26 protein-coding genes are annotated in these 22,126 nt (G+C 61.6%); 16 read left to right on the top strand and 10 right to left on the bottom strand.

What is annotated here, in order from left to right:
- Positions 1-67: 67 nt before the first annotated feature.
- The 7 genes from rplU (at position 68) to RHM60_RS11660 (ending at position 5,603) form a co-directional block, all read left to right on the top strand.
- Complete coding sequence (gene rplU, locus RHM60_RS11690) at positions 68-382, top strand: 50S ribosomal protein L21 (protein WP_003176051.1); 315 nt, start codon at positions 68-70, stop codon at positions 380-382.
- 34 nt (positions 383-416) lie between these two features.
- Complete coding sequence (gene rpmA, locus RHM60_RS11685) at positions 417-674, top strand: 50S ribosomal protein L27 (RefSeq protein ID WP_003176049.1); 258 nt, start codon at positions 417-419, stop codon at positions 672-674.
- Positions 675-867: 193 nt separating this feature from the next.
- Positions 868-2,091: an Obg family GTPase CgtA gene (gene cgtA, locus RHM60_RS11680; RefSeq protein WP_003230855.1), complete on the top strand. Its 1,224-nt coding sequence runs from the start codon at positions 868-870 to the stop codon at positions 2,089-2,091.
- Between the two features lie 113 nt (positions 2,092-2,204).
- On the top strand, positions 2,205-3,323 hold the full coding sequence (gene proB / locus RHM60_RS11675; protein ID WP_209990505.1) for a glutamate 5-kinase: 1,119 nt from the start codon (positions 2,205-2,207) through the stop codon (positions 3,321-3,323).
- 15 nt (positions 3,324-3,338) lie between these two features.
- The gene (locus RHM60_RS11670; protein WP_032869812.1) at positions 3,339-3,803 is read left to right on the top strand and encodes a CreA family protein; all 465 of its coding nucleotides are present in this window, start codon (positions 3,339-3,341) and stop codon (positions 3,801-3,803) included.
- A gap of 100 nt (positions 3,804-3,903) precedes the next feature.
- Positions 3,904-4,386 carry a glutathione peroxidase gene (locus RHM60_RS11665; protein ID WP_322214488.1) on the top strand — a complete coding sequence of 161 codons (483 nt, stop codon included), beginning with the start codon at positions 3,904-3,906 and terminating at the stop codon, positions 4,384-4,386.
- Positions 4,387-4,499: 113 nt separating this feature from the next.
- Complete coding sequence (locus tag RHM60_RS11660) at positions 4,500-5,603, top strand: NADH:flavin oxidoreductase (protein ID WP_322214487.1); 1,104 nt, start codon at positions 4,500-4,502, stop codon at positions 5,601-5,603.
- Here RHM60_RS11660 and RHM60_RS11655 read toward each other — a convergent pair.
- Together RHM60_RS11655 and cysZ are read right to left on the bottom strand one after the other, a co-directional pair.
- Positions 5,572-6,774, bottom strand: coding sequence for a glycosyltransferase family 4 protein (locus RHM60_RS11655; protein WP_209984740.1), 1,203 nt, complete (start codon positions 6,772-6,774; stop codon positions 5,572-5,574). The genes RHM60_RS11660 and RHM60_RS11655 overlap by 32 nt on opposite strands.
- Positions 6,775-6,828: 54 nt before the next feature.
- Positions 6,829-7,593, bottom strand: coding sequence for a sulfate transporter CysZ (gene cysZ / locus RHM60_RS11650; RefSeq protein WP_209984738.1), 765 nt, complete (start codon positions 7,591-7,593; stop codon positions 6,829-6,831).
- Here cysZ and RHM60_RS11645 point away from each other — a divergent pair.
- Complete coding sequence (locus RHM60_RS11645) at positions 7,592-7,732, top strand: hypothetical protein (RefSeq protein ID WP_322214486.1); 141 nt, start codon at positions 7,592-7,594, stop codon at positions 7,730-7,732. The two genes, cysZ and RHM60_RS11645, sit on opposite strands and share 2 nt — an antisense overlap.
- Before the next feature lie 142 nt (positions 7,733-7,874).
- Positions 7,875-8,837, top strand: a complete 963-nt coding sequence (trxB, locus tag RHM60_RS11640) for a thioredoxin-disulfide reductase (protein WP_209984735.1) — start codon at positions 7,875-7,877, stop codon at positions 8,835-8,837.
- Positions 8,838-9,491: 654 nt separating this feature from the next.
- Here the strand turns inward: trxB and RHM60_RS11635 are convergent.
- The 6 genes from RHM60_RS11635 to RHM60_RS11610 are packed head-to-tail and all read right to left on the bottom strand — an operon-like array spanning position 9,492 to position 12,419.
- A complete protein-coding gene (locus RHM60_RS11635; RefSeq protein WP_322214485.1) occupies positions 9,492-9,833 on the bottom strand; it encodes a HopJ type III effector protein in 342 nt (113 codons plus the stop codon).
- Positions 9,826-10,122 carry a DUF1244 domain-containing protein gene (locus tag RHM60_RS11630; RefSeq protein WP_057007330.1) on the bottom strand — a complete coding sequence of 99 codons (297 nt, stop codon included), beginning with the start codon at positions 10,120-10,122 and terminating at the stop codon, positions 9,826-9,828. The genes RHM60_RS11635 and RHM60_RS11630 overlap by 8 nt, the downstream gene beginning before the upstream one ends.
- Positions 10,123-10,138: 16 nt before the next feature.
- Positions 10,139-10,510 (bottom strand): dihydroneopterin triphosphate 2'-epimerase, encoded by a 372-nt coding sequence (folX, locus tag RHM60_RS11625; RefSeq protein ID WP_057007329.1) that lies wholly within the window; start codon positions 10,508-10,510, stop codon positions 10,139-10,141.
- 2 nt (positions 10,511-10,512) lie between these two features.
- Positions 10,513-11,073, bottom strand: a complete 561-nt coding sequence (gene folE, locus RHM60_RS11620; protein WP_209984729.1) for a GTP cyclohydrolase I FolE — start codon at positions 11,071-11,073, stop codon at positions 10,513-10,515.
- Positions 11,074-11,093: 20 nt separating this feature from the next.
- Positions 11,094-11,804: a dihydromonapterin reductase gene (gene folM, locus RHM60_RS11615; protein WP_231423430.1), complete on the bottom strand. Its 711-nt coding sequence runs from the start codon at positions 11,802-11,804 to the stop codon at positions 11,094-11,096.
- A 57-nt stretch (positions 11,805-11,861) separates the two neighbouring features.
- On the bottom strand, positions 11,862-12,419 hold the full coding sequence (locus RHM60_RS11610) for an antibiotic biosynthesis monooxygenase (RefSeq protein ID WP_209984723.1): 558 nt from the start codon (positions 12,417-12,419) through the stop codon (positions 11,862-11,864).
- 213 nt (positions 12,420-12,632) lie between these two features.
- Here RHM60_RS11610 and RHM60_RS11605 point away from each other — a divergent pair, with 213 nt between their 5' ends.
- On the top strand, positions 12,633-13,592 hold the full coding sequence (locus tag RHM60_RS11605) for a MerR family transcriptional regulator (RefSeq protein ID WP_322214484.1): 960 nt from the start codon (positions 12,633-12,635) through the stop codon (positions 13,590-13,592).
- Positions 13,593-13,594: 2 nt separating this feature from the next.
- On the opposite strand, the gene RHM60_RS11600 is transcribed toward RHM60_RS11605, so the two are convergent.
- Complete coding sequence (locus RHM60_RS11600; protein ID WP_209984714.1) at positions 13,595-14,200, bottom strand: hypothetical protein; 606 nt, start codon at positions 14,198-14,200, stop codon at positions 13,595-13,597.
- A gap of 58 nt (positions 14,201-14,258) precedes the next feature.
- Positions 14,259-14,726: a PAS domain-containing protein gene (locus RHM60_RS11595; RefSeq protein WP_322214483.1), complete on the bottom strand. Its 468-nt coding sequence runs from the start codon at positions 14,724-14,726 to the stop codon at positions 14,259-14,261.
- A gap of 127 nt (positions 14,727-14,853) precedes the next feature.
- Between RHM60_RS11595 and RHM60_RS11590 the strand changes: the two genes are divergently transcribed.
- From RHM60_RS11590 to RHM60_RS11565, 6 genes are all read left to right on the top strand, one after another.
- Complete coding sequence (locus tag RHM60_RS11590; RefSeq protein WP_209984709.1) at positions 14,854-15,309, top strand: flavodoxin; 456 nt, start codon at positions 14,854-14,856, stop codon at positions 15,307-15,309.
- A gap of 179 nt (positions 15,310-15,488) precedes the next feature.
- Complete coding sequence (locus RHM60_RS11585; protein WP_231423433.1) at positions 15,489-16,271, top strand: class II aldolase/adducin family protein; 783 nt, start codon at positions 15,489-15,491, stop codon at positions 16,269-16,271.
- Positions 16,271-17,179 (top strand): alpha/beta hydrolase, encoded by a 909-nt coding sequence (locus RHM60_RS11580; RefSeq protein WP_322214482.1) that lies wholly within the window; start codon positions 16,271-16,273, stop codon positions 17,177-17,179. The genes RHM60_RS11585 and RHM60_RS11580 overlap by 1 nt, the downstream gene beginning before the upstream one ends.
- A gap of 353 nt (positions 17,180-17,532) precedes the next feature.
- Positions 17,533-18,444, top strand: a complete 912-nt coding sequence (locus tag RHM60_RS11575; protein WP_209984701.1) for an SDR family oxidoreductase — start codon at positions 17,533-17,535, stop codon at positions 18,442-18,444.
- A 450-nt stretch (positions 18,445-18,894) separates the two neighbouring features.
- The gene (locus RHM60_RS11570) at positions 18,895-20,685 is read left to right on the top strand and encodes a DUF1302 domain-containing protein (RefSeq protein ID WP_322214481.1); all 1,791 of its coding nucleotides are present in this window, start codon (positions 18,895-18,897) and stop codon (positions 20,683-20,685) included.
- 26 nt (positions 20,686-20,711) lie between these two features.
- Positions 20,712-22,070, top strand: a complete 1,359-nt coding sequence (locus RHM60_RS11565; RefSeq protein WP_209984695.1) for a DUF1329 domain-containing protein — start codon at positions 20,712-20,714, stop codon at positions 22,068-22,070.
- Positions 22,071-22,126 lie beyond the last annotated feature (56 nt).

Raw genomic sequence — 22,126 nt, 5'->3', positions numbered from 1 at the left:
TGCAGCCATGCCAGCCAATACCTCTTCTTATAAAGCGCTGGGTGAGCAGGATTATCGGAGAAATACCATGTCGTACGCAGTAATTGTTACTGGTGGCAAGCAATACAAAGTCGCCCCAGGTGAATACCTGAAGATCGAAAAACTGGAAATCGCCACTGGCGAATCCGTGACGTTTGATCGCGTTCTGTTGGTCGCCAATGGCGATGACGTGAACATCGGCGCTCCAGTTGTTGCTGGCGCTACCGTTGTGGCTGAAGTGATCTCCCAAGGTCGTCACGATAAAGTCCGCATCATCAAGTTCCGTCGTCGTAAGCACCACATGAAGCGTATGGGCCACCGCCAGTGGTACACCGAGATCAAAATCACCGGTATTCAGGCTTAATTTCAGCCTAATTCCTCACTAGGAGAATTGACTCATGGCACACAAAAAAGCTGGTGGTAGTACCCGTAACGGTCGCGACTCAGAAGCCAAACGCCTTGGCGTGAAGATGTATGGCGGCCAGAAAATCATTCCGGGCAACATCATCGTGCGTCAGCGCGGCACCCAATTCCACGCCGGTTACGGTGTTGGCATGGGCAAGGATCACACCCTCTTCGCGAAAATCGAAGGCGTGATCAAGTTTGAAGTAAAAGGCGCGTTCAACCGCCGTTACGTGAGCGTTGTCGCCGCTTAATTGCGCGATCGCTGGAAAAGCCCTGTCTCGCGACGGGGCTTTTTCGTTTATGGGGTGAGTCTCTTGCAAAGCTGTTTGTGATGGGCTCCGGGGCTGGATTTGCGGTCGCTGATTGAGGTCGCTACGCTCATTTTTGCAAGAGTCTTATGTCTTGGTTTCTTAAGCTCGTCCGTGCGGCGAGAGGCGTTTTGTTATGAAGTTCGTTGATGAAGTTTCCATCCGAGTAAAAGCAGGCGACGGCGGTAACGGTTGCATGAGTTTCCGTCGCGAAAAATTCATTGAAAACGGTGGCCCAAACGGCGGTGATGGCGGTGACGGCGGTTCCATCTACATGATGGCCGACGAAAACCTCAACACCCTGGTCGACTACCGTTACACCCGGCACTTCGATGCCGAGCGTGGCTCCAACGGCGGCAGCACCGACTGCACCGGTAAAAAAGGCGAAGACCTGGTACTGCGCGTTCCGGTCGGCACCACCATTATCGACTCGGCCACCCAGGAAGTGATTGGCGACCTGACCAAAGCCGGCCAGAAGCTGATGGTCGTGCAGGGCGGCTGGCACGGTCTGGGTAATACCCGATTCAAGTCCAGCACCAACCGTGCACCGCGCCAGACCACGCCGGGCAAGCCGGGCGAGCAGCGCGACCTCAAGCTGGAAATGAAAGTACTGGCGGACGTGGGCCTGCTGGGCCTGCCGAACGCCGGCAAAAGTACCTTCATCCGCTCGGTCTCGGCCGCCAAGCCGAAAGTCGCCGACTACCCGTTCACCACCCTGGTGCCAAACCTGGGCGTGGTCAGCGTCGACCGCTGGAAGAGCTTTGTGATCGCCGACATCCCCGGCCTGATCGAAGGCGCTTCCGATGGCGCAGGCCTGGGCATTCGCTTCCTCAAGCATTTGTCGCGCACCCGGTTGCTGCTGCACCTCGTCGACATGGCGCCGCTGGATGAAACCAGTGCTGCGGATGCTGCCGAAGTGATCGTCAGCGAACTGACCAAGTTCAGCCCGGCGCTGGCCGAGCGTGATCGCTGGCTGGTGCTGAACAAGTGCGACCAGATCCTTGAAGAAGAGCACGAGGAGCGCGTCAAGGAAATCGTCGACCGCCTGGAATGGGAAGGTCCGGTCTACGTGATCTCGGCCATTGCCAAAGAAGGCACCGAGCGCCTGACCCGCGACATCATGCGCTACCTGGAAGACCGTGCCGACCGCCTGGCGGCCGATCCGGTGTTCAAGGCAGAGCTCGCCGAGCTCGATCAGCAGATCGAAGACGAAGCCCGCGCCCAGCTGCAGGCCCTGGACGACCAGCGTGCCCTGCGCCGCAGCGGCGTGAAGTCGGTCCATGACATCGGCGACGACGATTGGGACGAAGAAGACGTGGATGATGAGGACGGTCCGGAAATCATTTACGTGCGCGACTGATTCGTTGCGATAAACTTGAACGCCGCTCCTTATAGAGCGGCGTTTTAGTATCCGGGTATAACGTTATGGGCGGCGCTGGGTCGCGTGCAGCCCTCACTCTAAGGTTGAAGATGATGCGGAGCAAAGTGACAGGCGCGCAGCGCTGGGTCGTGAAGATCGGCAGTGCGCTGCTGACGGCGGATGGCAAGGGTCTGGATCGCGCAGCAATGAGCGTCTGGGTCGAGCAGATGGTGGCCTTGCATGAAGCGGGCGTGGAGTTGGTGCTGGTGTCCTCAGGCGCCGTTGCCGCCGGCATGAGCCGCCTTGGCTGGACCGCGCGACCCAGCGCGATGCACGAACTGCAAGCCGCCGCTGCCATCGGCCAGATGGGCCTGGTGCAGGCCTGGGAGTCGAGCTTTGCCGAGCACGGCCGTCATACGGCGCAGATCCTGCTGACCCACGACGACCTGTCCGACCGCAAGCGCTACCTCAACGCCCGCAGCACCTTGCGCGCGCTGGTGGAGCTCAAGGTAATCCCGGTGATCAACGAGAACGACACGGTAGTCACCGACGAAATCCGTTTCGGCGACAACGACACGTTGGCCGCGCTGGTCGCCAACCTGGTCGAAGCTGACCTGCTGGTGATCCTGACCGACCGCGATGGCATGTTCGACGCCGACCCGCGCAACAACCCTGACGCGCAGCTTATTTATGAAGCGCGCGCGGACGACCCCGCGCTGGACGCGGTTGCCGGCAGCGTCGGCGGCGCACTGGGCCGTGGCGGCATGCAGACCAAGCTGCGCGCCGCACGCCTGGCGGCGCGTTCCGGTGCCCACACCATCATCGTTGGCGGGCGCCTCGAACGCGTGCTGGATCGCCTCAAGGCGGGCGAGCGCATCGGCACGCTGCTGTCGCCGGAGCGCGGCATGCTGGCAGCGCGCAAGCAGTGGCTGGCGGGGCATTTGCAAACCCGTGGCACCCTGGTGCTGGACGCCGGTGCGGTCTCGGCGTTGTCCCAGGGCAACAAGAGCCTGCTGCCGGTGGGCGTCAAACGGGTGCAGGGCAGCTTCCGCCGTGGCGAGATGGTGGTGTGTGTCGCGCCTGACGGTCGCGAAATCGCTCGCGGGCTGGCCAACTACAGTGCCCTGGAAGCGCAGAAGATTATTGGACAATCGTCCGACGCCATTGTCGGATTATTGGGTTACATGGCCGAACCGGAACTGGTTCACCGCGACAACCTGATCCTGGTTTAACCAAAGGAATACACGATGCGTTTAATGAAGTGCGTACTCGGCTTGTTGTTGCTCACACCGCTGGTGGCCTCAGCCGAAGAAATCGCCCAGGTGTCGACGGTGTTCAAGTTTGTCGGCCCCAACGACCGTATCGTTGTCGAAGCCTTTGACGACCCCAAGGTCGACGGCGTGACCTGCTACCTGTCCCGCGCCAAAACCGGCGGCGTGAAGGGCGGCCTGGGCCTGGCCGAAGACCGCGCCGAAGCCTCGATCGCCTGCCGTCAAGTCGGCCCGATCCACTTCAAGGGCGATCTCAAGGATGGCGACGAGGTGTTCAAGGAGCGCACCTCGCTGGTGTTCAAGACCATGCAGGTGGTGCGCTTCCTCGACAAGAAACGCAATACCCTGGTGTACCTGGTCTACAGCGACCGCCTGATCGAGGGCAGCCCGCAGAATGCGGTCACTGCGATTCCGATTCTGCCGTGGCCGACCGCTCAGTAACCGGCGGGCGAGTTTTGTCAGCGGTGTCTATGATTGCAGGCTCGCGGTCTGTAATCTCGAACCTGTGCAACGCAAAGAACATGGATATCTGGAGTTCGTCATGAGTGCTTTCCACGACCTGAAACTCAAAGCTTTGGACGGTCAAGAACTGCCGCTGGCACCCTTCAAGGGGCAGGTGGTGCTGGTGGTCAACGTGGCCTCCAAATGTGGTTTGACCCCGCAGTATGCGGCGCTGGAAAACCTTTATCAGCACTACAAGGACCTGGGGTTCACCGTGCTGGGCCTGCCGTGCAACCAGTTTGCGGGGCAGGAGCCGGGCACCGACGAAGAAATCATCCAGTTCTGCAGCCTGAACTACGGCGTTACGTTTCCCCTGGGCAGCAAACTCGACGTGAACGGCCCCGAGCGTCACCAGTTGTACCGCTTGCTGGCGGGCGAGGGCGCCGAGTTTCCTGGGGATATCACCTGGAATTTCGAGAAATTCCTGTTGGGCAAAGATGGGCGCGTGCTGGCGCGTTTCTCGCCGCGTACCCCGCCGGAAGACCCGGCAATCGTCCAGGCCATCGAAAAAGCCCTGAGCTGAGTCACAGACTCCGCTCACTTCTGGCCCTCAATCACTCAGATCAATAGTGCTGTGCGGCGCACGGTACGGACCATATTATCCACGTCATAAACCCTGCTTTCGTGGAGTGTCCCGTGCCTGTCCAAGCCCTGTTCAAACCCTTCCAACTCGGTACTCTGCAACTGTCGACCCGCGTGGTCATGGCGCCCATGACCCGTTCCTTTTCGCCGGGCGGCGTGCCCAACGCCAAGGTTATCGAGTACTACCGTCGCCGCGCTGCTGCCTGCGTGGGCCTGATCATCACCGAAGGCACCGTGGTCGGTCACGTGGCCTCCAATGGCTACCCCAACGTCCCGCATTTTTACGGCGAAGCCGCCCTGGCCGGCTGGAAGCAGGTGGTCGACGCGGTACATGCCGAAGGCGGCAAGATCGTCCCGCAGCTGTGGCACGTGGGCAGTGTGCGCCGTCTCGGCACCGAGCCTGACGCCAGCGTGCCGGCTTACGGCCCGATGGAAAAACTCAAGGATGGCACGGTGGTCGTCCACGGCATGACCGCTCAGGACATCAAGGACGTGATCGACGCCTTCGCTCAGGCCGCCAGGGATGCTCAGCGCATCGGCATGGATGGCGTGGAGATCCACGGCGCTCATGGTTATCTGGTCGACCAGTTCTTCTGGGAAGGCAGCAACCAGCGTACCGACGACTACGGCGGCAGCCTGGCCAACCGTTCGCGGTTTGCCATCGAGTTGATCCAAGCCACCCGCGCCGCCGTGGGCCCGGATTTCCCGATCATCTTCCGGTTCTCCCAGTGGAAGCAGCAGGACTACACCGCGCGGCTGGTGCAAACCCCCGAGGCGCTGGGTGAATTCCTCAAGCCGTTGTCCGACGCCGGCGTGGATATTTTCCACTGCTCCACCCGTCGCTTCTGGGAGCCGGAGTTCGAAGGCTCCGACCTCAACCTGGCTGGCTGGACCCGTCAGCTCACCGGCAAGCCGACCATCACCGTGGGCAGCGTCGGCCTGGATGGCGAGTTCCTGCAGTTCATGGTCAACACTGACAAGGTCGCGCAGCCGGCCAGCCTGGAAAAACTGCTCGAGCGCCTGAACAACGACGAGTTCGACCTGGTGGCCGTGGGCCGCGCCCTGCTGGTGGACCCGGAGTGGGCGGTGAAGGTGCGTGAAGGGCGTGAGGGCGATATTTTGCCGTTCAGTCGTGAGGCGTTGACGACCCTGGTGTAAAGGGCGTGAGGACCGGCAACGGGTGCGGGTCCTTGCACACGCCGCGCAGTTGGCGCTCGAACTGCTCGATAATCGCCGTCCACCCCTGGCGGCTCGCATGCTGGCGCGCGTTCAGGCGTGCCCTGCGCAAGGTCTCGCGTTCCTCCAGCAGCCAGATGGCTGCATCGCAAAACGCGCCCTCATCGCCAGGCATGGCCAGCACGCCGTTGTAGCCATGGCGAATATGCTGGGTGGCCGCGGCCTGGTCATACGCGACCACACCAAGCCCCGAGGCCATGGCTTCCAGCACCACATTGCCGAAGGTCTCGGTCAGGCTGGGAAACAGGAACAGATCGCCTGAGGCGTAATGGCGCGCCAGTTCTTCGCCTCGCCGGGTGCCGCAGAACACGGCGTCGGGCAGATCGCGCTCCAGTACCGCGCGTTGCGGACCGTCACCCACGATGATCAGCTTCATGCGCCGGGTCGGGTAGCTGTCCTGCAGCCCCTCAAAGCAGCGCTTGAGCAGCCCGAGATTTTTCTCCGGAGCCAGGCGTCCCACGTGCAGCACGGCGATGTCGTCGCTCTCCAGGCCCCAGCTCTCACGCAGCGTGCAGTCTCGTTTGGCGGGATGGAACAGTTGGCTGTCGACCCCACGCGACAACATCCCCAGACGTTCGAAATGCCGGCGCTCCAGCTCCAGGCGCTGGCTGGCGCTGGGCACCAGGGTCAGGCTCGAGCGGTTATGAAACCAGCGCAGGTAATGCGTAACCATACGGCTCAGCAGGCTCAGCCCGTAGCGGTTGGTGTATTGCTGAAAATTGGTGTGAAAGCCGCTCACCACGCTGATGCCCAACCTGCGCGCCGCGCGCAAGGCCGAGAGCCCCAGTGGGCCCTCAGTGGCGATGTACAGCACGTCCGGGCGTTGGCGCGTCCAGCGTCGCAACAGCTTGTGCATCGACGACTGGCCCCATTGCAGGCCGGGGTAGCCTGGCAGCGGCCAGCCGCGGCACAGCAGCAGTTCGTCGTCGCTGGGTCGGCACTGGTCGACGCCCTGGCGCGGGCGAACCAGTTCGACCACGTGGCCACGGGCGCGCAAACCGTCGCACAGACGGCCAAGGGTATTGGCCACCCCGTTGATTTCCGGCGGGAAGGTTTCGGTGATCAGAGTGATGTGGAGCGAGGCTGTCGTCATGACCCACAGTGTCGCTGTGGGCCATGTCGTCAATGTGTCGCGCGGATGATGGATTTATGACCGAGTGATCTGCTGCGCCGCCATCGCCTCGGCCCCTTGCTCGCGCACCCAGAACAGCGTCGCGCCGGCCACCGCCGCCGGCATCATCAGCAGGTTCACCACCGGCACCAGCAGCACCAGATAGACGACCCCGCCAAAACTCATGCTCTGCCAGCGCTTCTGGCGCAGCCAGGCGAGCATTTCGTTCCAGCCCAGCTTGTGGTTGTCGGCCGGGTAGTCGATGTACTGGATCGCCATCATCCACACGCCGAACAGCAGCCACAGCGGCGCTGCGATCAGGTTGACCACCGGAATGAATGACAGGATAAACAGCCCGATGGCGCGGGGCAGGAAATAGCCCAGCTTGCGCATTTCCCGGGCCAGGGTGCGCGGGACCATAGCGATCAACTCGCCCCAGCTGAATGCCGGGAAGTCATCGGTGCCGCGTACCACCACTTCGACCTTTTCCGACAGAAACCCGTTGAACGGCGCTGCGATGATATTGGCGAGCATGGTGAAGGTGAAAAACACCATCAGCACCACCAGCACCACGAACAGCGGCCACAACAGGTAATTCAGAAAGCTCAGCCAGCCGGGCAGCGTTGGCATCAGGTGATCGACCCACAGGCTGAACTGATGGCCGGCGAAATAGATCAAGCCGACGAACAGCACCAGGTTGATCGCCAGCGGCAGCAGCACGAACAGGCGCAGGCCTGGGCTCAATACCAGTTTGAGGCCTTCGCGCAGGTATTGCGGGCCGGAAAGAACAGGAGCGGGCATGGTGAACTCCGAGCAGGATGACGAACGCGCCGACCTTACCGACTTTGCACTCAAGTCGAAAGCGGCAACATCAGCAGTTACAAAGCCGTCGATGAGTCAAGTCGACTGCATAGAGACCACCTATGAGCTGGATTGTTAATGCGTATTTCCTTAATCTTGCCCCCCTCTATACGCTGCACCCATCATTTTCAGGATCTGCGAGTTCAAGCCTTCCCCAAGTGCTTCGCAGTCCTTTTTTATTCCAGCCGTCCTGTTCTGCGGGCGGTCGACAGGAGTGAGTCATGTCTGATACCCGTCATTCGCGAGTGATTATTCTCGGTTCCGGCCCTGCCGGTTACAGCGCAGCCGTCTACGCTGCCCGGGCCAACCTCAAGCCGCTGCTGATCACCGGCATGCAGGCGGGCGGTCAACTGACCACCACCACCGAAGTCGACAACTGGCCGGGCGATGTCCACGGCCTGACCGGCCCGGCGCTGATGGAACGCATGAAGGAGCACGCCGAGCGCTTTGAAACCGAGATCGTGTTCGACCACATCAACAAAGTCGACTTCTCCAAGAAGCCTTACAGCCTGACCGGCGACAGCGGCGTGTACACCTGTGACGCACTGATCATCGCCACCGGCGCCAGCGCCCGTTACCTGGGCCTGCCGTCGGAAGAAGCGTTCATGGGCAAAGGCGTGTCCGCCTGCGCCACCTGCGACGGTTTCTTCTATCGCAACAAGCCGGTCGCCGTGGTCGGTGGTGGCAACACCGCCGTGGAAGAAGCGCTGTACCTGGCCAACATCGCCAGCACCGTGACCCTGGTGCACCGTCGCGAGACCTTCCGCGCCGAGAAGATCCTGATCGACAAGCTGCACGCGCGTGTCGCTGAAGGCAAGATCATCCTCAAGCTCAACGCCACCCTGGACGAAGTCCTGGGCGACAACATGGGCGTGACCGGTGCACGCCTGAAGAACAACGACGGCAGCTTCGACGAGTTGAAAGTCGACGGCGTGTTCATCGCCATCGGCCACACCCCGAACACCTCGCTGTTCGAAGGCGTGCTGGACGCCAAGGACGGTTACCTGGTGGTGCAGGGCGGCCGTGAAGGCAACGCGACAGCCACCAACATCGACGGCATCTTCGCCGCCGGTGACGTGGCCGACCACGTCTACCGCCAGGCCATTACCTCGGCCGGCGCTGGCTGTATGGCGGCCCTGGACGCCGAGCGGTACCTCGATGGGTTGAAGGACGCGTCGTTCTAAACCTGTTGAACTGAAAAAACCGGCTGAGAGGCCGGTTTTTTTATGCCCAATCTAAATCACACCGCAAGACAAATGTGGGAGGGGGCAAGCCCTAATGCCGTTCAGTTAAGCCAGCGTGATGCTCGAAGCAACGAGCGGTGCGACTTTTCGGTGTACCTATCGGTTTGTGCGGTAACGGCGGCTTAGGGTTCCGCCCTTACGGCGGCTCACTTTTGAAAAGCGCAAAAGTAAGCAAAACGCTCTTGCCCCAACACTCGGCACCTCGCCTGGGCTCGGTGTGCCCTCACTCAGGCTTTGGAGCGTGGGCCGCCGCGATGGGCCATCCTTGGCCCAGCGCGGCTAACCCGGCGTCCTGCCGGGTTACCCACGCTCCAAAACCTGCGTTCGGCCAGCGTGTTTGACGGGGCGCTTCCAGATCAAAAGCAAAAGCAAAAGCGTGGCGGCCTGAGAGCCGACCGAAATGTCTGCCGAACGCTGTACAAAATGTGGGAGGGGGCTTGCTCCCGATGGCGTCGGCCCAGCAAACATTGATGTTGAAGACCCACCGCTTTCGCGGGCAAGTCGAATCGTCGCACCGCCGTTCCCACAGGGGAGCGGCGCTTAACTGACTGGCATTAGGGCAAGCCCCCTCCCACATGTTGATCTATGTCTGGCTCAGGATTTGCGGGTCAGGGGCTGCGCGGTGAACTTCACCCCGGCCAGGCCATGCTCGATCAACGCCCGGATATTGCCATGGTCACTGCCCTCCGGCGTCGCCATCACCGACCGGTAATGCTCCCCAAACGCCAGCAATGCTTGCTGGTCGCTCAACCCTTCCAGCAACGCCAAACCCAAGGTCTTGCACGAACCTTCGTTCTGGCCGGCCGCATTTTCCACGTTGCCATTGGTGAAGGCTTGCGGCTGGTAGTCGTAACCGGCGGCGATAAACGCCAGGGTGTCGGCAAACAGGTGTTCGCCGCTGTTGAGGCTGGTGCGCAGGGTGTTCAGGTCAGTCATGGGTTTTTCCTTTGGCAAACGCGGCTTGCTGATCGGCGCTGGCTTCTTGCTGGTACTGGGCTTTCCACTCGGCGTAGGGCATGCCGTACACCACTTCCCGGGCGTCATCCAGGCTCAGTTCGATCTGGCGCTCGTCGGCCTCGGCCTTGTACCACTTGGACAAGCAGTTACGGCAGAAGCCCGACAGGTTCATCAGGTCGATGTTCTGTACATCCTTGCGGCTGTCCAGGTGCGCAACCAGCCGGCGAAAGGCGGCGGCTTCGAGTTCGAGGCGTTGTTGGTCGTTCATAGGGCTCACTTCACTGTCAGCGGCTGGCCGCCAGGGTAATCGACACCGATTCGGCAAAGCGCAGCGCATGGGGCTTGTCCACTTCGACTTCGGCATACAGGACGGATTCATTGCCCATCACCAGGTCCAGCAGTTCCTGGGTGAGGCGTTCGAGCAAGGCAAAGCGGTTGCCTTCCACATGAGCAATGATCGCTTTGGTGATGGTGCGGTAGTTCAGGGCGTGGTCGATATCGTTGTCGCGCACGGCTGCCTGGGCGGCATACAGGATGGTCAGGTTGATCAGCACGTCCTGCTTGTTGAGGATTTCTTCCTCGTTGATGCCGATAAAGGTACGCAGGCACAGGTCCTTGACCCGGATGCGCGCCATGCCTGGTTGAAGTTGTGGCATTGCTACTTGCTCCGTCCAATCAGTTGCAGGAACTCCATGCGCGTGGTGCTCGACTCGCGAAACGCGCCGAGCATCACCGAAGTGTTCATGGTTGAATTCTGTTTTTCCACGCCGCGCATCATCATGCACATGTGCCGGGCCTCGATCACCACGGCCACGCCGGCGGCCTGGGTTACGCTCTGGATGGCGTCGGCGATTTGCCGCGTGAGGTTCTCCTGAATCTGCAGGCGCCGGGCGAACATGTCGACGATGCGCGCCAGCTTCGACAGGCCCAGCACCTTGCCGGTCGGAATATAGGCCACATGGGCCTTGCCGATAAAGGGCAGCAGGTGGTGCTCGCACAGCGAATACAGCTCGATGTCCTTGAGGATCACCATCTCATCGTTGTCGGACGCGAACAACGCACCGTTGACGATGGTTTCCAGGTTCTGCTCGTAGCCATGACACAGGTATTGCATGGCCTTGGCGGCGCGCTTGGGGGTGTCGAGCAGGCCTTCGCGTTCCGGGTCTTCACCCAGGCCCTTGAGGATCTCGCGATAGTGGTGGGGCAGGGATACAGTCATACAACATCCTCAAAAACGGCTTACTTGATATGCCGCCCACCGTTGACGGTCAGGGTGGTTCCAGTGACATAGGGGTTGTCCAGCAGGTAACGCACACTCTGGTAGATCACGTCGGGCCCGGGCTCGATGCCCAGGGCCGACTTGGCCAGGACTTTGTCGCGGTAAGCGGCATCGTCGCCCTCGTTGAACATCACCATCGCCGGCGCAATGCCGTTGACCTTGATCAGCGGCGCGAACTGCGCGGCAAACGACAGCGTGAGGCTGTCGAGCCCGGCCTTGGTGGCGCAATAGGCGATGTGCCGGTGGCTGCCCTTGCGTACCACGTCATCGCTGATATGCACGATATCGGCAGGTGTCGAGCGGTGCAGCAAGGTTGAACAATGCAGGTTGATCAGATACGGCGCAAGCATGTGCACACTGAACATGTCGGTAAACGCGCGGCTTTCGTCGCCCGGCGTTGGCGCGACCCAGGTCGAGGCGTTGTGGATGATTGCACGCAGGCAGTCGGTATGGGTTTTCAGCTCGGTGATAAACGCAAGAATCCCGGCCTCGCTGGAGAAGTCGGCAAACAGGCCTGTGGCACCGCGCTCGCGCAACGCGTGCACACCCGGGCGCTCGCTGCGGTAGCTGAAAATCACCGGCTGACCCGCGTCCAGCAGGCGCTCGGCACAATGCAGGCCGACGCGCTGGGCAGCGCCGGTGATCAGGATCGGGGCAAGGGGTGCGGTCATGGGAGGCTCAGGTCGCGGGCAGGTTGAAACTATACCAGCGACCGGCCTTCCCTGTACTCAGGCCGGAGCTTGCGTGGCCTTGGACGGCGGCGATGGGTGGAGCCAGTTGGCCAGCAGGTGAGTCGACAGAGGAATGAACCAGAACACCATCAACGGCGTAAGCGCCAGGGTGCTGATCAGAATGCGCGGGACCAGATCCAGCTCGCCCAGCAGCGGCCCCAGGCCAAAGTTGAACAGCAGCGACACCGGGAAAAACGCCAGCCAGATCGCCACCGCCTGTTTCCAGCGCGGCGGTCGCGCGCCCGCTGCGCCAAACCAGCCATCGATGCCGCGCACGCGGTGTTCGGACGGGTCGGCAAACAGCTCGCTGCCACGGCTCAGCCACGCACTGCGCGAGGCGGAAAACTCCCAGGCGTGCAGGGTGGTTTCATCGGCGAAGCGGAAGATGATCTGAAATTCATCGTCATGGGGCGGCGGGGCCAGTACGCCGGAGCCCAGGTAACCGGGGAAGTCCGTGGCCAGTTGCTCGCCTTCGCGCAGCCAGGCCATCAGTTCTTCATAGCGCCCTTTGGCCACACGGCGCGCAACCATCAAGGTGACGGGTGAGGTAGACATTGTGTATCTCCGAATGTACGGGTGCGCTGAACCGGGTAGGTGGCGCACAAACGAAGCTGCGGGGTGTTGCAGCTCTGTTGAAAAGGCAGGCAAGGATTATTCCTGTTTTGCGCGAATACACCAGCGACATTGGTCCGATAGGCACGGTCCTTGAAAAACCACGGTATAAAAGCGTTAAATAGGATCCAATTTCACGTACGTCGTGGCCGCCTGATGTCCGAAACCATTGCTCCTGTTCACGAAATCGCTCCGGTTGCCGACTCCGTTTCCGACCAGCTGTTTCCGATTCGTGAAGTCTCCAGGTTGACCGGCGTCAACCCCGTTACCCTGCGTGCCTGGGAGCGGCGCTATGCGCTGATCCAGCCCACACGCACCGAAAGTGGGCATCGTCTGTACTCCAGGGCGGATATCGACACGGTCAATCGCATCCTCGACTGGATCGAACGCGGCCTGGCCGTCAGCAAGGTCGCGAAGATCATCGCCCGTGATGACCAGCAGGCCGTGGTGGTGCGCGCTGAGCGAAACCCGGTCGAAGAGGGAGAATGGCCGAGTTGGCAGGCGCAGTTGATGCTTGCGATCAGCGCTTTTGACGATGCCCAGTTGGACACCCTCTACGGCCGGATTTTTGCGACTTACCCGGCCAGCGTAGCGTTCCAGGGCATCCTGATGCCGCTGTGGAGCGACCTGTTGCGCCATCAAGGCCGCTTCGGCCAGGCCAGTGAATGGTTGTTCTTCGATAACTTTCTGCGTGCCAGTACCTCAAAACGCTTGCGACTGGCCTGCGCTTCTCCGGCGCCGCGTGTGTTGCTGGCGGCCATTGCCGGAGAGTGTCGTGAGCTGGAATTGTTGGTGGCAGGGGTCTTGATGAGCAGCGATCAGCTCTCGGTCAAGGTGCTGGGCGTGGGCCAGCCGTTCGATGAGTTGACGCTGGTGTGCGAAAAGACCCGACCGCGCGCACTGGTGTTGTTTTCCAATCACGCGCCTGGCAGCGAATTGCCGCTGCGCCTCAAACGCCTGGCGCTGACCCTGGACTGCCCGTTGCTGCTGGCCGGAGACGCGTCGGACCTGGCCCGCGAAGGCCTGGCGGATTCCACCATCGGCTGCCTGGGCAATGACGGTAAGTTGATGCAGGCTCGCTTGCAGCAGTTTATCGGCGCGAAGCTGGATGCCTGAATTCAGGCGTGCATATGCGGGTGCACCCGGCGGTGTTCGTGCAGGATGAACTGGCGCAGGCGCTCGGTTTCATCCGCATCACCCTGGCTGAGGCGGTAGGCGAACAGGCCCCGCGCCGTCTCCCGCTCGAACGCACCGCGCAGCGAAATTCGCTCGTAGCCCGATGGGCTGAACCACAGCGAAAAACTCTTGGGCGGCTTGACCCGGCCACGCATCTCCACCAGCACGCCCTTGAATGACACCTGATGCACCCACAGTGCGCCGGGGGTGCCGCGGATGTTTTCCAGCGCCACCGGTGTATCCAGCGCCAGGCGCCACGGGCGGATCATCGGCCCGTCTTCGAAGATGCTCGGCACCCCGACTCGCAAATGCACCGCATTGAACTCATCCTCCTCCAGATGCAGCGGGAACGTGAGTTGCTGGTTGTCGAATTGCGCCTGCAGCGTGACGTGATCGTGAGCCGCCAGCCGGGTGAGCAGGTCGCGCAATTGCGCACCGCCATTGACCGTCAGGCTCGACGATGCATCCCTTAGATTGAGCTGGGGGTTGTGCTGCATGTTCTGAATGAAATCCAACTCATCCTGAGTCAGAAGCGCTTCGCGTGACATTGATCGGGCTCAATGAGGAAGAGTAAGGGGCGATTATCCATTCTAATGCCGACGTTTTCTAAACTTTATTCGATCCGGCCGCCGCCTTCAGCGCTGCGAGCTCAGCCTTGACCCCGGCCAGTTCCGCTTCAAGCTGCGCGACGCGCTGCTGAGCCTTGACCTGCAGCGTGACGTCCTTTTGCACACCGATGAAATACGTCAGCTTGTCGGCCTCGTTATACAGGGTAGAAAGCGACAGCTCATTCCAGAACAGCGTGCCGTCCTTGCGGTAGTTGCGCAGGATTTCGCGGCAGGGGCTGCCTTCTTGCATGGCTTTGCGAACTGCTATCAGGCCCGGCTGGTCGCGGTCACCGGTCTGCAGGAAGCGGCAGTCCTGATAGAGGATTTCATCGAGGGTGTAGCCGGTCAGACGCTCGAACGCCGGGTTGACGTAGATCACCGGCGTCTCTCGGCCTTCCCGTTCGGCGATCACGATGCCGTCGTTGGAAGCGTTGATCACCATTTGCATCAGGTTGGGGTTAATCATTAAGCGGTCCAAAGCGTGTTTTCAAAGGGCAGTTTATGGCACCGGCAGGATGTTGCACGGGGCGCACCGAACTATATGCCTCAACTGTTAATATCCCAGGCTTTCACTCAACCACAGGATCAGATTGATGAAAGTCGCCATCCTTTCCGGCTCAGTGTACGGCACGGCTGAAGAAGTCGCCCGCCACGCCGTCGGCATCCTCAATGCGGCCGGCTTCGAAGCCTGGCACAACCCTCGCGCCACCCTGGCAGAGGTGCAGGCATTTGCGCCCGAGGCTTTGCTGGCCGTGACCTCCACCACCGGCATGGGCGAATTGCCCGACAATCTGCAGCCCTTGTATTCGAGCATCCGTGACCAACTGCCCGCCGCCTGGCGCGGACTCCCGGGCGCCGTGATCGGCCTGGGCGACGCCAGCTATGGCGACACCTTCTGCGGTGGTGGCGAGCAGATGCGCGAACTCTTCGCAGAGCTTGGCGTGCGCGAAGTCCTGCCGATGCTGCGCCTGGACGCCAGCGAAAGCGTCACCCCGGAAGCCGACGCCGAGCCCTGGCTGAGCGAGCTGATAACGGCCCTGCGCGGCTGATTGCGGCTTTTCTGGCGGCGCTTCTCTGACGCCGCCGACCCCTGATCTGGACTATTCTTACAACTGACTCGCACGGTCATCAAGCTGGCTGCGAAGGCAACTCATCGCGCCAGGGTGTCTGACTAGACTGGCCCATCACTCAAAAAAATAATAAAAAATGCGCCAAGGAGGTCATCGCCGTGAGCCTATCCCCCGTTCTATCGCCACCGAATGTCAAAGACCAGGTCAGCGCCGCCGAATGGCAAGCGCGTGTCGATCTGGCAGCCTGCTATCGCCTGGTGGCGATGCACGGTTGGGACGATCTGATCTTCACCCATATCTCGGCCAAGGTGCCGGGCACCGAAGACTTCCTGATCAACCCCTATGGGCTGATGTTCCACGAGATCACCGCGTCGAGTCTGGTCAAGGTCGATCAGGCCGGCAATAAACTGATGGACAGCCCCTACGAGATCAACCCTGCGGGCTACACCATTCACAGCGCCATTCATGAAGTGCGGCATGACGTGGTGTGCGTACTGCATACCCACACCGCCGCCGGCGTGGCGGTGGCGGCGCAGAAGCAGGGGGTACTGCCGATCAGCCAGCAATCGTTGTTCGTGCTGGCGAGCCTGGCCTACCACGCCTACGAAGGCGTGGCGCTGAACCACGAGGAGAAGGTCCGCCTGCAGGCCGATCTGGGCGACAACGGTTTTCTGATGCTGCACAACCATGGGCTGCTGACCTGCGGCAGCACCATTGCCGATACATTCCTGATGATGTTCATCTTTCAGCGGGCCTGTGATATTCAGGTACTGGCGCAAACCGGCGGCGCAGAGTTAATCGCCATCGAACCGCAGATTCTCGCCGGCGCGAAGGCCATGGCCGCCGCCGTCACCCGCAGTGCTCAGGGCCTGGGCGGCGCGCTGGCCTGGCCTGCGCTGCTGCGCAAACTCGAGCTGCAAGACCCGGGGTATAAAACCTGATGCCACTCGCCGAGATCCCGTTGCGTGCCTGGCGCAAGCGCAGCCGCAGTTTTGACTTTCGCGGCCATACCATTCGTTACTGGGTGGCCGGTCAGGGTGAGCCGCTGCTGCTGATCCATGGCTTCCCCACTGCCAGTTGGGACTGGCACTACCTGTGGCAGCCCCTGGCCCAGCGCAACCTGGTGATCGCCTGCGACATGCTCGGCTTTGGCGATTCGGCCAAGCCGCTGGATCATGGCTATTGCCTGCTGGAGCAGGCCGATCTGCAACAGGCGCTGCTCCAGCACCTGGGGATCGAGCAGCCCGTGCATGTGCTGGCCCATGACTACGGCGACAGTGTCGCCCAGGAACTGCTGGCACGGCATTACGAAGGCCGCTTCCAGATGGCCAGCTGCGTGTTCCTCAACGGCGGGTTGTTTCCCGAAACCCATCACCCGGCGCTGCTGCAAAAGCTTTTGCTCAGCCCGCTGGGGTGGATGATCAGCCGCGCCTTTGGGCGCAACGCCCTGTCCAACAGCTTCAGCCAGATCTTCGGCCCCCAGACCCGCCCCAGCGAAAGCGCCCTGGACGATTTCTGGAGCCTGATCAGCGCCAACGACGGCACGCGCATCCTGCACAAACTCATCGCCTACGTGCCCCAGCGCCGTACCCTGCGCGATCGCTGGGTGGCGGCCATGCAAGTGGGCGATGTGCCGTTGCGCGTGATCGATGGCGAGGTCGACCCGATCTCCGGCGCGCACATGGTGGAGCGATACCATCAACTGGTGCCCCACGCCGATACCGTGCTGCTGACCAATATCGGCCACTACCCGCAGATCGAAGCGCCGGTGCAGGTGCTCAAACACTACCTGACGTTTCGCGCGCACATCGCACGCGCCACCGTGTGGGAGGGGGCTTGCTCGCGATGAAGCCTTGGGTAAGCCTATTTCGTTCCCACGCGTGGGAACGATCAAGAGGGCTCTTGTGGGCTTATTGTGGCGAGCGGGCTTGCCCCGCGTTGGGGTGCGAAGCGCCCCCAATCAAGCAAAACGCGGTGTACCTGATACGGCTCAGCGTCTGGTTTTGGGGCTGCTGCGCAGCCCAACGCAGGACAAGCCTGCTCGCCACAGGGAATCTGCGCTTAACTGAACGGCATTAGGGCTTGCCCCGCAATCATCCCGCTGCCTTATCGCGCACCATTCAGCCGCGGCCGTGTTCATTGTGACCGCACGCCCGGTGCCGGACACTCGAACCATTGTCATTGTCGCCTGTGGAGTTCGGTATGAGTGAGTCAGTGCAGTTCCAGGATAAGGTCGTGATCGTCACCGGTGCCGGCGGCGGGTTGGGCCGCGCACATGCGCTGCTGTTTGCCAGGCACGGGGCCAGGGTACTGGTCAACGACCTCGGCGGCTCCGCCCAGGGCGAAGGCGCCAACGCCTCGGCGGCCGATCGGGTGGTTGCCGAAATCCGCGAAGCCGGTGGCATTGCCGAGGCCAACCATGACTCGGTCACCGACGGTGACAGGATTGTGCAGAACGCCATGGACGCATTCGGTCGCATCGACGTGGTGGTCAACAACGCCGGCATCCTGCGCGACAAAACCTTCCACAAGATGGAGGACAGCGATTGGGACCTGGTTTACCGGGTGCATGTCGAAGGCGCCTACAAAGTCACCCGCGCCGCCTGGCCGCACCTGCGTGAGCAAGCGTACGGACGGGTGATCTTCACCGCGTCCACCTCAGGCATCTACGGCAACTTCGGCCAGTCCAACTACGGCATGGCCAAGCTCGGGCTGTATGGCCTGACCCGCACCCTGGCGCTGGAAGGGCGCAAGCACAACATTTTGGTCAACGCCATTGCCCCCACCGGCGGCACGCGCATGACCGAAGGCCTGATCCCACCGCAGGTGTTCGAGCGCCTCAAGCCGGAGTTGGTCAGCCCGCTGGTGGTGTACCTGGGCAGCGAGGCCTGCCAGGACACCTCGGGCCTGTTTGAAGTCGGCGGTGGCTGGATCGGCAAGACCCGCTGGGAGCGCAGCCTGGGGGTGGGTTTTGATCCGCAGGCCGGCTTCTCGCCCGAGGATGTGGCGGCGCACTGGGCACAGATCTGCGACTTCGAAGGAGCCGCCCATCCGCAGGACAACATCGAGGCGCTGAAGGAGATGATGGCCAATTTGCAGAAGTACAGCCTCTGATCGTTGCGTGATCGTCCTTTAATCCCCAGGCAAAAAAAAGCCGCTGCAAATGCAGCGGCTGAAGTAAGACGTTGTACCAAGGAGCGGCAGATAAACGTCAATGAACACCGATAACCGATTGAATAAAAACATCAATCAAGTTGAATCCGGCTTTGCACCCTGGGGTGGGAGCGAGCGCAGTGCTCTTAAAGCCCGGCCAGAATAGTCGTTTGTTACAGAATGAGTAATACCTCATTGGGACAAGGACTATTACAAAATTGGTAACGATCCATCCATCCCTTTGATAAGACTCCATCCATCCGCTGCATGCCCGCGCCCGAAGCCCGGCCAGCGTGGCCAGCGTGGCCGTTAATCCTTTCGAACGACAACACGAATACCTCCTTGGTGCGCTTATCGCTCCCCACGGGCGGCAGTAGGGTGAAGCCTTCTGTTACTCACTGGGGAAGACGCATGACAAAAACAACAATGCGCGCCATCTTCACGCCGCAGGCGCTGGCCGCTGCGGTTGCCTTGGGTTGCTGCGCCCAGACGCAGGCTGTTTCGTTCAACATCGGCGAGATCGAAGGGCAATTCGATTCGTCGCTGTCGGTGGGCGCCAGTTGGGGCATGCGTGATGCCGACCGCAAGCTGGTGGGCACCGTCAACGGTGGCAGTGGCCAGGCTTCCACGGGCGATGACGGGCGGCTCAACTTCAAGAAAGGCGAGACCTTCTCGAAAATCTTCAAAGGCCTGCACGACCTCGAGTTGAAATACGGTGATACCGGCGTGTTCGTGCGTGGCAAATACTGGTACGACTTCGAACTCAAGGACGAAGACCGCGAGTTCAAGCCCATCAGCGATCACAACCGCAAAGAGGGCGCCAAATCCAGTGGCGCGCAGATCCTCGATGCCTTCGTGTATCACAACTATTCCCTGGGCGACCTGCCGGGCACCGTGCGCGCCGGCAAGCAAGTGGTCAGCTGGGGCGAAAGCACGTTTATCGGCAACTCCATCAACAGCATCAACCCGGTTGACGTCTCCGCGTTCCGCCGCCCGGGCGCCGAGATCAAGGAAGGCCTGATCCCGGTGAACATGCTGTTCGCCTCCCAAAGCCTCACCAGTCAGCTCACCGTCGAAGGCTTCTACCAACTGGAATGGGACCAGACGGTGCTGGACAACTGCGGCACCTTCTTTGGCGGCGATGTGGCGGCGGACGGTTGCACCAATAACTACACGGTCGGCAGCCCGGCGATCCGGCCCCTGCAACCGGTGGCCGCCGCATTCGGCCAGGGTTTCGGCGTGACCAATGAAGGCGTGATCGTACGGCGTGCCGGCGACCGCGATGCGCGCGACTCCGGCCAGTTCGGCGCGGCCCTGCGCTGGCTCGGCGACGACACCGAGTACGGCCTGTACTTCATGAACTACCACAGCCGCACGCCGACCGTGGGCACCCTTACCAACAACACCAGCCTTGCGACCCTCGGCGCCATTGCAGGTGCCGCCAACCGCCTGGCGCCCGGCTCCGGTGCGGGCCTGGTGCAAAGTCTGATGCTCGGCCGCGGCCAGTATTACCTCGACTATCCCGAGGACATCCGCCTGTTCGGCGCCAGCTTCTCCACCACCTTGCCCACCGGCACGGCGTGGACCGGGGAAATCAGCTACCGCCCCAACGCCCCGGTGCAACTCAACACCACCGACCTGACCCTGGCGCTGATCAACCCGATTGCCGGTAACACCGCCTCGCCCATCCGCAGCTCGTTCGGCGCCGATAACGTGGGTTACCGGCGCAAGGAAATCACCCAGATCCAGAGCACCATGACCCAGTTTTTCGACCAGGTGCTGGGCGCCGAGCGCTTGACCCTGGTGGGCGAGGCGGCGGTGGTGCACGTTGCCGGCCTGGAAGACAAAGCCAAGCTGCGTTACGGCCGCGACTCGGTGTACGGCGCTTACGGGTTTCAGGGTGACACCGATGGCTTCGTCACCTCCACCTCCTGGGGCTACCGCGCGCGGGCGATCCTGGACTACAACAACGCGATTGCCGGGGTGAACCTCAAGCCCAACCTGTCCTGGTCCCATGACGTCGCCGGCTACGGCCCCAACGGCATCTTCAACAAGGGCGCCAAGGCCATCAGCGTCGGCGTGGATGCCGACTACCGCAGCACCTACACCGCCAGCCTCAGCTACACCGACTTTTTTGGCGGCGACTACAACACCCTGACCGACCGCGACTTCCTCGCCCTCAGCTTCGGCGTGAACTTCTGATTTGGCTTAAAGAAGGACAAGAACTTATGCGTAAGACAATTGCAGCGTTGGCCCTGAGTCTGCTGGCCGCTCACGTGATGGCGGCGGTCTCGCCGGAAGAGGCCGCCAAATTGGGTACCACCCTCACGCCGGTCGGTGCCGAAAAGGCCGGCAATGCTGACGGCTCGATCCCGGCCTGGACCGGCGGCATCCCGAAAAACGCCGGCGCGGTGGACAGCAAAGGCTTTCTGGCCGATCCGTTTGCCAGTGAAAAACCACTGTTCGTGATCACCGCCGCCACCGTCGATAAGTACCAGAGCAAACTCTCCGACGGCCAGGTGGCGATGTTCAAGCGTTACCCCGAGACCTACAAGATCCCGGTATACCCCAGCCACCGTACGGTAAACCTGCCGCCGGATATCTACGAGTCGATCAAGCGCAGCGCGTTGAACGTCAAGGCGATCAACGACGGCAACGGCCTGGAGAACTTCACCGGCAACCGCTATTACGCGTTCCCGATTCCCAAGACTGGCGTCGAGGTGCTGTGGAACCACATCACCCGTTACCACGGCGGCAACCTGCGCCGCATCATCACCCAGGCCACGCCGCAGACCAACGGCAGCTACACGCCGATCCGTTTCGAAGAAGAAGTGGCAGTGCCCCAGGCCATCCCCGACATGGACCCGGCCAAGGCGGCCAACGTGCTGAGCTTTTTCAAGCAATCGGTGACGGCCCCGGCGCGGCTGGCGGGCAACGTGCTGCTGGTGCACGAAACCCTCGATCAGGTGAAGGAGCCGCGCCTGGCCTGGATCTACAACGCTGGCCAGCGCCGTGTGCGGCGTGCACCGCAAGTGTCGTATGACGGGCCAGGCACCGCTTCCGACGGCCTGCGCACCACCGACAACTTCGACATGTTCTCCGGCGCGCCCGACCGCTACGACTGGAAGCTGGTGGGCAAGAAAGAGCTGTACATCCCCTACAACAGCTACAAGCTCGATTCGCCGAACCTCAAGTACGACGACATCATCAAGGCCGGCCACATCAACCAGGACCTGACCCGCTACGAGCTGCACCGCGTGTGGGAAGTGGTCGGTACGGTCAAGCCCAGCGAGCGGCATATCTACGCCAAGCGCCACATGTACATCGACGAAGACAGCTGGCAGGTGGCGCTGGTGGATCACTACGACGGTCGCGGCCAACTGTGGCGCGTCGCCGAAGGTCATGCGCAGTTCTATTACGACCACCAGGTGCCGGCCTACACGGTCGAAACCCTCTACGACCTCATCGCCGGGCGCTACATCGCCCTGGGCATGAAGAACGAGGAGAAACGCAGTTTCGTGTTCGGCTTCGCCGCCAAGGCCGCCGACTACACCCCCGCAGCATTGCGCTCCGAAGGCGTGCGCTGAAGGTGAGGTGAAATGCAATCACTGTGGGAGGGGGCTTGCTCCCGATAGCGGTACAT

It is taken from the genome of Pseudomonas sp. MH9.3, assembly GCF_034354675.1.
Lineage (GTDB): Bacteria > Pseudomonadota > Gammaproteobacteria > Pseudomonadales > Pseudomonadaceae > Aquipseudomonas.
The sequence above is the reverse complement of the archived record's forward strand: the minus strand, read 5'-3'. Positions and strand labels throughout refer to the sequence as shown.

Coding starts and splice junctions, on each gene's coding strand:
- RHM60_RS11600 (WP_209984714.1), bottom strand. CDS start 14,200: ATGTCACGCGAAGCGCTTCTGACTCAGGATGAGTTGGATTTCATTCAG.
- RHM60_RS11655 (WP_209984740.1), bottom strand. CDS start 6,774: ATGACGACAGCCTCGCTCCACATCACTCTGATCACCGAAACCTTCCCG.
- RHM60_RS11630 (WP_057007330.1), bottom strand. CDS start 10,122: ATGAACGACCAACAACGCCTCGAACTCGAAGCCGCCGCCTTTCGCCGG.
- rpmA (WP_003176049.1), top strand. CDS start 417: ATGGCACACAAAAAAGCTGGTGGTAGTACCCGTAACGGTCGCGACTCA.
- folX (WP_057007329.1), bottom strand. CDS start 10,510: ATGCCACAACTTCAACCAGGCATGGCGCGCATCCGGGTCAAGGACCTG.
- rplU (WP_003176051.1), top strand. CDS start 68: ATGTCGTACGCAGTAATTGTTACTGGTGGCAAGCAATACAAAGTCGCC.
- RHM60_RS11670 (WP_032869812.1), top strand. CDS start 3,339: ATGCGTTTAATGAAGTGCGTACTCGGCTTGTTGTTGCTCACACCGCTG.
- RHM60_RS11575 (WP_209984701.1), top strand. CDS start 17,533: ATGAGTGAGTCAGTGCAGTTCCAGGATAAGGTCGTGATCGTCACCGGT.
- folE (WP_209984729.1), bottom strand. CDS start 11,073: ATGACTGTATCCCTGCCCCACCACTATCGCGAGATCCTCAAGGGCCTG.
- RHM60_RS11665 (WP_322214488.1), top strand. CDS start 3,904: ATGAGTGCTTTCCACGACCTGAAACTCAAAGCTTTGGACGGTCAAGAA.
- RHM60_RS11645 (WP_322214486.1), top strand. CDS start 7,592: ATGGTGAACTCCGAGCAGGATGACGAACGCGCCGACCTTACCGACTTT.
- RHM60_RS11570 (WP_322214481.1), top strand. CDS start 18,895: ATGACAAAAACAACAATGCGCGCCATCTTCACGCCGCAGGCGCTGGCC.
- cgtA (WP_003230855.1), top strand. CDS start 868: ATGAAGTTCGTTGATGAAGTTTCCATCCGAGTAAAAGCAGGCGACGGC.
- cysZ (WP_209984738.1), bottom strand. CDS start 7,593: ATGCCCGCTCCTGTTCTTTCCGGCCCGCAATACCTGCGCGAAGGCCTC.
- RHM60_RS11610 (WP_209984723.1), bottom strand. CDS start 12,419: ATGTCTACCTCACCCGTCACCTTGATGGTTGCGCGCCGTGTGGCCAAA.
- RHM60_RS11565 (WP_209984695.1), top strand. CDS start 20,712: ATGCGTAAGACAATTGCAGCGTTGGCCCTGAGTCTGCTGGCCGCTCAC.
- RHM60_RS11605 (WP_322214484.1), top strand. CDS start 12,633: ATGTCCGAAACCATTGCTCCTGTTCACGAAATCGCTCCGGTTGCCGAC.
- trxB (WP_209984735.1), top strand. CDS start 7,875: ATGTCTGATACCCGTCATTCGCGAGTGATTATTCTCGGTTCCGGCCCT.
- RHM60_RS11580 (WP_322214482.1), top strand. CDS start 16,271: ATGCCACTCGCCGAGATCCCGTTGCGTGCCTGGCGCAAGCGCAGCCGC.
- RHM60_RS11595 (WP_322214483.1), bottom strand. CDS start 14,726: ATGATTAACCCCAACCTGATGCAAATGGTGATCAACGCTTCCAACGAC.
- RHM60_RS11590 (WP_209984709.1), top strand. CDS start 14,854: ATGAAAGTCGCCATCCTTTCCGGCTCAGTGTACGGCACGGCTGAAGAA.
- proB (WP_209990505.1), top strand. CDS start 2,205: ATGCGGAGCAAAGTGACAGGCGCGCAGCGCTGGGTCGTGAAGATCGGC.
- RHM60_RS11635 (WP_322214485.1), bottom strand. CDS start 9,833: ATGACTGACCTGAACACCCTGCGCACCAGCCTCAACAGCGGCGAACAC.
- folM (WP_231423430.1), bottom strand. CDS start 11,804: ATGACCGCACCCCTTGCCCCGATCCTGATCACCGGCGCTGCCCAGCGC.